Consider the following 7364-nt stretch of genomic DNA (forward strand, 5'->3'; position numbering starts at 1 on the left):
GCCGCTGCAAGGGGGTTGGCCGTTTTGGGGATCCGTCGCCCGCCGGACACTGCGCATTTCCGAGTGCAAATCCGCCAGGTCGATAATTTCCTTGGGAGCGCCGCGCCCGGTGATGATCACCTCCATGGCCTCCGGCTTTTGCTTGAGGGTACTGACCACCTCCTCCACAGGCAACAGGCCCAGATCCAGCACCGGGTTGAGCTCATCCAGCACCACCACCGAGTAAAACCCCGACGCCAAAGCCCCTTTGGCCACATCCCAACCGCGGCGGGCCTCCTGACGGTCAAACTTGGTGATCTCATCTGGGCCGAAAAACTCTCCCCGCCCGGTGCGCAATTGATCGATGAGATGGGGGAAGCCTCGCTGCAGAGCCGCAATGGCCGCATCCTCAGCATAGGTTCGGCCTGGCCCCTTGAGAAACCGCACCAGCAACACCCGGCTGGGGGCCGCCTTTTCGATCCCCAAGCCAATGGAACGCAGCACAACCCCTAGGGCCGCCTGGGACTTGCCTTTGCCCTCGCCGTCGTAGACATGGATCTGGCCCCGTCGCCGATCAAACTGCTGGGCAGTCACAATCCCAATTTCTGCCATGCCCCTCCGCGTCATCCTGCTGTGGGAAAATCCCACTTTTCTACCCCCATCTTAGAGCCTAGCCAGAACTTGGGCAGGAGGGGGAAACTAAAAAGCTCCCAAGAGGCCGGAAAGACCGGGGTAAGATGAGCAATGGTTGTCCAGCCGATGCCTGTCTAGCGAGGGATCCCCCTTGTATCCGACTGCATTTTCTTCTCGCCCGTTGCTCCCTGCTGTGGATAGCCCTATTGAGCTGGTGGGGGGAACACCGCTGATCCGTCTGCGGCGGGTTGCTGCCGATTTGCCGGAATCGGTACGGGTATATGGCAAGGCAGAGTGGTACAACCCTGGGGGTTCAGTCAAGGATCGCCCGGCCCTCAACATGATTCGCGCTGGCGAACGCCAGGGCAAGCTCACCCCCGGCAAGATCATCCTGGATGCTACCAGCGGTAACACCGGCATCGCCTATGCCTGGATCGGGGCGGCCTTGGGCTACAAAGTCAAGCTGGCCCTTCCCGCCAACGCCAGCCCAGAGCGCAAGAAGATCCTGGCTGCCTACGGCGTGGACTTGGTTCTGACGGATCCCGCTCTGGGATCCGATGGGGCCATCGAGAAAGCCCGCGCCCTCTATGCGGAAAACCCCGAGCTTTATTTCTACCCTGACCAGTACAGCAACCCCGCCAACTGGCAAGCCCACTACGAAACCACTGGGGTGGAGATTTGGGAGCAAACCCAGGGGCAGGTCACCCATTTTGTTACCGGGCTAGGCACCAGCGGCACCTGTATGGGGGTGGGGCGGCGCCTGCGAGAGTATCGCCCGGGCATCCAAATCATTGCCATGCAGCCCGACTCTCCCTTCCATGGCCTGGAAGGGCTCAAGCACATGGCCACAGCTCTAAAACCCGAGATTTACGATCCCACCCTGCCTGACCAGCACATTGAGATCTCCACAGAAGCAGCCCAGAAAATGGTCAAGCGCTTGGCGTTGGAAGAAGGCCTGCTGGTGGGCATCTCTGCCGGCGCCAATGTGGTGGCAGCCCTAGAGGTGGCCCGTCAGCTCTCCTCTGGAGTGGTGGTGACCATCTTTTGCGACGGGGCTGACAAATATCTTTCCGAGCGTTTCTGGACAGAGGAGTGACATCCTCCCGGCGCTCGTCCTGCGGACAGGGCGCGGGCCACTCTTCCTGTCAGCGGGACGGAGTCCTTGAAGCCTGCACTCTCTCGCTTTGGCGGCGCGGAGCGCTTTGCGTCAGCATGAGTGTGGGAGTATGTCACGTACCTTTAAGGCTGAGCGCAGAGGGATCCCATGGCGATCATCGTCCTGAAAGCCTGGTATTTGGATTCGGTGTTGTCTGCTTCTCAAGTCCAACAGAGGGCCCCCGACCTGCGCCTAAGCCGTACCGGCCTCTTGAAAACGGCGATGCGGGCCGACTTTCTCGACGATGTGGAGCAGGTGAAGGCTTCCGTATGGTGGCAGCGCTACCTGGAAGGAGAGCTGGTGGAGTTTTACATCGAGGGCAGCGGTGCCTACAGCATCTCCAACCTCGATTTGATCAGCCGTGAGATCTACTTTAATAAGCGGGCCACCCTGAACATGACCGAGCCGGTCATCTACTTCTGCGGCCAATCGGATTACCCCGACTCCAGCGCCACTCTGCACCGGGCATTGCAAGCCGTGGTAGAGACCCTCAATCGCAACCACGGGCCGGTTGTGCCCCTACAGCTTCAGGGATCCCTTCCCGCTGAGGCTGAGACCCCGCTCATCGATGCGGCCTTGATTCGCAAGCTCAAGCACGCGCTGCTGGTGGTGGCCGATGTAACCCCTGTGCAGGTGAATGGCCGGGGGCGTCCCCTACCCAGCCCCCAGGTCTGTCTGGAGTTGGGCTATGCCCTGCAATCGAAGCGCCCTGAACAATTGCTGCTGGTACAACTCCCCCGCGACGGCATCGAGGGATCCTTTCCCTTTGAGGTAGAGGGCAGCAGTTTTTTGAAAATCGCCGATCCCCAGCATCTGTCCGATCAATTGGGAGCCGAGATCGCCCGGCAGTTGCAGCGCAACCGGGTTATCTCCCTCTAGCCAGCAGCACCTATCCAACCTCCCCTCGCAGCCGTTAGACTCTTGGAGATGGTCACTCCTGGCCATGGGGGATCTGGCTCCCCGAAACCCAAACAGCCTCCATCGTCGCTACCTTTTCTCCCCTTGTGAACCATGACCCTGGCTAACGCAAATCCTTTGGTTTCGCCGGATCGCTCTGCGGCAGGTTGGCAGAGAGGTCTGAACAGCATAATGTTCCTGCTGCTGTTGGGGGTTCCCCTATCTTGGGTGGGGCACTTCCGGGGCTGGGATCCCAACCTGGTCTTCCTCTGTGCGGCTTTGGCGGTGGTGGCCTTGGCGAAGTTTATGGGTCAGGCCACGGAAGAGATTGCAGCCTTGACAGGGCCGACAGTCGGGGGGCTGATCAACGCCACCTTTGGCAATGCGGCGGAGTTAATCATCGGCTTGGTGGCACTGCGGGCGGGGTTGGTGGATGTGGTGAAAGCCTCCATCACCGGCGCGATCATCAGCAACCTGCTCCTGGTGGCCGGCTTGGCCATGTTTTTGGGCGGGATCAAGTTTCGGGAGCAGAGCTTTCGACCCGAGGTGGCCCGCATGAATGCCTCGGTGATGAACCTGGCGGTGGTGGCCTTGATCTTGCCCAGCGTGGTCACCTATGCCGATGCCAACTTGGGGGAGATCTCCATCCAAGAGCTATCCACGGCGGTAGCCCTGGTGCTGATCGGGGTTTACGGTCTTACTTTGCTGTTTTCCCTCAAAACCCACAGCTACCTCTACACCCTTCACGAAGCGGAAGCCGCAGAAGATGAGGCGGCCAATCGCCTGGCCCCCAATCCGGTTTTGCAGGCGGAAGGATCCATTCCCCAGGTGTTGACGGCTCCGCCCGAGGGAGCCGGTTTGGGGTTTTGGGTGCTGGCCCTCTTGGGGTTGACGGTGTTGGTGGCGCTGGAGTCGGAACTGTTGGTGAGCACTCTAGAGGATACGCTGGAACACTTTCACATGACGCCGCTGTTTATGGGGGTGATTTTGTTGCCGATCATCGGCAACGCGGCAGAGCATGCGACGGCGATCACGGTGGCCATGAAAGACAAGATGGATCTCTCCTTCTCGGTGGCGCTGGGCTCGACGATGCAAATTGCCCTGTTTGTGGCACCTCTGCTGGTGCTGGCCGGGGATGTGCTGCATCAGCCCATGAACTTCAACTTCGGCATGGTAGAGTTGGTGGCCATTGCCGTCTCAGTGCTGCTGATCAATTCCGTTAGCAGCGATGGGCGATCCAACTGGCTGGAAGGGCTACTGCTCTTGGCCACCTATGCCATCCTCGGGATTGCTTTCTTCTTTCTGGAGTGAGGTTGTTCAAGTGCTTCGCACCGCTGACGCGAACGGCTCATGCTGCACAAACTGCGATCGGTAGACAAGCCGAAGCCGGGGAAAACGGGATCCCTGTTGTGGCCTCTCCTTTTCGGTGCATCTTTTGCCCTATCCCCCATAGGCGGGCCCGCATGGGGGCAGGAAGCTGCCGAAAACAACGGCACCACCTCCAACCTGCCTTTGCTCAACCGTTTGGATGCCCTAGAAGAGCTGCGGCAAGCGCTTAGCCTCCCCACCTCCTCTGTCCAGGCGGAGGCCGTGACGCTGGATGGGCGGCATTTGTTTGTGGTTACTGCTCCCCAGGGGGATCCCGGCAGCCTGCCTCCGGTGTCGCAGCGGGTGCGCTCCATTGAACAAACCCTGCACCAGTTGGCCAGCGCCGGATTCGATCCAGAGGCGCTGCAGGTTGAAGTCACCCTGGACGGCCAGACCAACCAGCCTGTTATCCGGGTGAATGGGCGACATTTGCTAACCATCACCTCCCTCGATGCTCAATTCCAGGGCGCCCAACCCATGGACTGGGCTGAGCAGGTAGCCGGCATTGTCGAGGAAGCGCTGCGCACTTCGCAACGGGAGCGGCAGCCTCAATTTTTGCGCCGCCAAGCGGTGATTGCCCTCGGCATCTTGGCCGTGGCGGGCAGCCTGAGCCAGCTTTGTCAGCGAGAACGGCGACGGCTGCAGCAAAAACGCGATGCCCTGCAGACGGAATACCAGGCCATCCAAGCAGAGATTCAGGAGCGCCTAGCGGGGGAAGAGCAGCCGGGCGTGGATCCCGTCTTGGTCGAACAACAGGCCGGACGCAAACGGCAGGAATCCTACTTGGAGCTGCAAATTCGCCTGCTGCGCCTGGTGCAAATTGGCCTGTGGGTGGGCGGAGTTGGGGTGAGCTTGGGCCTTTTCCCGCAAACGCGACCCCTGCAAACGTTTTTCCTGGTTTCGCTGCGCGGCCCTCTGTTGCGGTTGGTAGGGGTGGGTCTGGCCACCTATGGCAGTGTCTGGCTGAGTGGACTAGTGCTGGATAACCTCTTTGCTGCCCTGCGCCAAGAACAGTGGCAAAATGCCCCCACCTATCGCCTCAGCAAACGCCTCAGCACCTTTGCCAGCGTCTCTAAAGGAGCTGCAGCCACTACCCTGGTTTTGCTTGGATCCCTGGCTGGCCTGGCCTCGGTGGGGGTCAATATTGGCCCCTTAGTGGCCAGCCTAGGCTTTATTGGGCTGGGGATTTCCCTGGCTGCTCAGGATCTGATTAAAGATGTGATCAATGGGCTGTTGATTTTAATTGAAGATCAATTTGCCGAAGGGGATGTGATCGTGGTGGACGGGCGGGGCGGCCTTGTGGAACACATGGATCTGCGGCTAACCCAGTTGCGCAACACCGAAGGCAGCTTGATCTCCATTCCCAACAGTGCCATCCGGGTGGTGGAAAACCTCTCCAACGGCTGGTCACGGGTGGATCTGGGGATTGTGATCGCCTATGAAAACGATCTGGAACAGGCAATACGCATCACCGAGCAGGTGGCTCTGCAGATGTACCGGGAGCCAGCTTGGCGGGAAAAAATCCTCGAGCCCCCCGAAATGCACGGTGTCGATGATCTGGGGGAGCGGGGGATCACGCTGCGCATTTGGATCAAGGTGCAGCCTCTGCAGCAGTGGAGGGTGGCGCGGGAATACCGCCGTCGCCTCAAGCACGCCTTCGATCAAGCAGGGATCCAGATTCCTTTCCCACAGCAGACCCTCTGGTTCCACAGCCCCTTGGAGATGCGCATCCAGGGTCTCAGCCCAGAGGAGACCCACCGCCTGCTGCACCTAATGGAATCGCGGCTCGAGGCTCGCCTGCGGGAAAGGGATCCCGTTGCAAACGACTTGACAAATTGACAAAATAGGCGGCTGCCGAAAGCTTCTACCCTTAGCCGCTCAGCCGGCTAGCAGTTTCAACAGGGCGGTCGCGCCAGCAGGCCGCAAGTCTAGTGACTACTCATCGCCGATGATTTCCGGCTCAGTCAGTTCATCCGACATTTCGATGACAGCGCGGCGGATTGGCTTCATCCAGCCATCTTCTATATCATCCGGATCCTCGTAGCGGCGGCGCTTGGCGCGGTTGGCCACCTGTACCGTGATGCGATAGCGATTTTTGGAAGCGTTGATCAGAGCCTCTACCCGACGCATCAGCTCGTCATTGTCAATAGCCAGTTGATTCTTGCGGGAAGCCATAATCGCAGTCTTAAATCTTGATATCTTGTTGCCACCAGGATGCCAACGAGACTCCGTCCCGCTACCGCGATCCTAGCAGAGAACCTTCCAGTTCTTGCATTCCTGTAGCGTTGCATGGCAATAGGGTGGGACTTTTGCCAAGAACTCACTTGTCAAGATTTGTCAAGAACTCATTTGTAGAGCAGCTTGCTCTGCTCTTGTACAACTCACAGGGGCTGCTAATCCAGCAAAAACTGTACCCACTTCGGCGGGGGTGGCAGCGGGCAACGAAAGTGCTCCATCACCAGGGCGGCCACCAAATGCACCGTGAATACGTAGATGAGGGAATTGAAGGCAATAAATCCCACCACCACCACCTGAACCATCCAGGGTTCTGCCACCCAGTAGACGCCCCATCGGCTGAGGGACACATCCAGGAGCCAGTTGGTTAGGCCGGTAAGTTGAATGGTTACGTAGATCCAGAGGTTTTCCCCCACCAGTAGGGAGGAAAGCACCAACTGAAAGATCAAGCCCAGGGCGCTGAGCACAGCCCCGCTCACCACCGAGACGTACCAGGAAAGACGCTGCTGCCACAGGCGGGCACACCAATAGCCCAGCAGACCATAGGGAATGACATAGAGAATGCTGCGCGTGGGCCCTATCAGCACCGTCAGCAACAGGCCGGAGACCACCAGGGCCATTGCCCCTGTGCGGGGATCCCAGCGCATCACCGCCAGCGCCACCGGGATGGGGAAAAACAGACGTATAAAGGGGGCCAGCGGCGTGTAGCTCAGGATCCAGATCAAGGCCGCGGTACTGGCCAAAAAAGCCGTTTCCACCACCCTCAAAGCCGGAGAACGGGGAGGTGGGGGGGGTAAGGGAGGAAAGTCATCCTGCACAGAAGGCTGAGGCGGCGGGGGCACATCCAGAAAAGCACAACTTTTCCCAGCTTAGGCCACCGGTTGCCGGGCTGGGCGCAATTGTTGCTTGGAGGTGTGGATTTGGACTGCAAACCGACCCCCATCGGCCAGTCTCTCCTGACCCTACCCATCAACTTGTCTTGAAACGACTAGGGCGTTCTGATAAAGTTGAGGCGGGATTTGCCCTGAGAGAGCGGGATCCCTTCTGGACAAGTCTATGGTCAATGCTATGGCAGTGCGGGTGGGCATCAACGGTT

7 protein-coding genes are annotated in these 7364 nt (G+C 59.3%); 4 read left to right on the forward strand and 3 right to left on the reverse strand.

Going from position 1 to position 7364, the window contains the following annotated elements; all coding sequences use genetic code 11:
- A partial coding sequence (locus tag NW837_RS05555; RefSeq protein ID WP_414329720.1) for a cob(I)yrinic acid a,c-diamide adenosyltransferase occupies positions 1-591 on the reverse strand: 591 nt, incomplete at its 3' end.
- A 172-nt stretch (positions 592-763) separates the two neighbouring features.
- Between NW837_RS05555 and NW837_RS05560 the strand changes: the two genes are divergently transcribed.
- The 4 genes from NW837_RS05560 (at position 764) to NW837_RS05575 (ending at position 5872) form a co-directional block, all read left to right on the forward strand.
- Positions 764-1708, forward strand: a complete 945-nt coding sequence (locus NW837_RS05560) for a PLP-dependent cysteine synthase family protein (protein WP_414329721.1) — start codon at positions 764-766, stop codon at positions 1706-1708.
- A 168-nt stretch (positions 1709-1876) separates the two neighbouring features.
- A complete protein-coding gene (locus tag NW837_RS05565) occupies positions 1877-2647 on the forward strand; it encodes a hypothetical protein (protein ID WP_414329723.1) in 771 nt (256 codons plus the stop codon).
- Between the two features lie 210 nt (positions 2648-2857).
- Positions 2858-3976 (forward strand): calcium/proton exchanger, encoded by a 1119-nt coding sequence (gene cax, locus NW837_RS05570; protein WP_414329726.1) that lies wholly within the window; start codon positions 2858-2860, stop codon positions 3974-3976.
- A 39-nt stretch (positions 3977-4015) separates the two neighbouring features.
- Positions 4016-5872 carry a mechanosensitive ion channel family protein gene (locus NW837_RS05575; RefSeq protein ID WP_414329724.1) on the forward strand — a complete coding sequence of 619 codons (1857 nt, stop codon included), beginning with the start codon at positions 4016-4018 and terminating at the stop codon, positions 5870-5872.
- Between the two features lie 96 nt (positions 5873-5968).
- Here the strand turns inward: NW837_RS05575 and NW837_RS05580 are convergent, their stop codons facing one another.
- Both NW837_RS05580 and NW837_RS05585 read right to left on the reverse strand, forming a co-directional pair.
- Positions 5969-6208, reverse strand: coding sequence for a DNA-directed RNA polymerase subunit omega (locus NW837_RS05580; RefSeq protein WP_011433877.1), 240 nt, complete (start codon positions 6206-6208; stop codon positions 5969-5971).
- A gap of 218 nt (positions 6209-6426) precedes the next feature.
- Positions 6427-7110 (reverse strand): DUF2232 domain-containing protein, encoded by a 684-nt coding sequence (locus tag NW837_RS05585; RefSeq protein ID WP_011433876.1) that lies wholly within the window; start codon positions 7108-7110, stop codon positions 6427-6429.
- Between the last annotated feature and the right edge of the window lie 254 nt (positions 7111-7364).

This window comes from Synechococcus sp. R6-10 (assembly GCF_047461815.1).
In the GTDB taxonomy this organism is placed as follows: Bacteria; Cyanobacteriota; Cyanobacteriia; order Thermostichales; family Thermostichaceae; genus Thermostichus.

Coding starts and splice junctions, on each gene's coding strand:
- NW837_RS05565 (WP_414329723.1), top strand. CDS start 1,877: ATGGCGATCATCGTCCTGAAAGCCTGGTATTTGGATTCGGTGTTGTCT.
- cax (WP_414329726.1), top strand. CDS start 2,858: ATGTTCCTGCTGCTGTTGGGGGTTCCCCTATCTTGGGTGGGGCACTTC.
- NW837_RS05575 (WP_414329724.1), top strand. CDS start 4,016: ATGCTGCACAAACTGCGATCGGTAGACAAGCCGAAGCCGGGGAAAACG.
- NW837_RS05580 (WP_011433877.1), bottom strand. CDS start 6,208: ATGGCTTCCCGCAAGAATCAACTGGCTATTGACAATGACGAGCTGATG.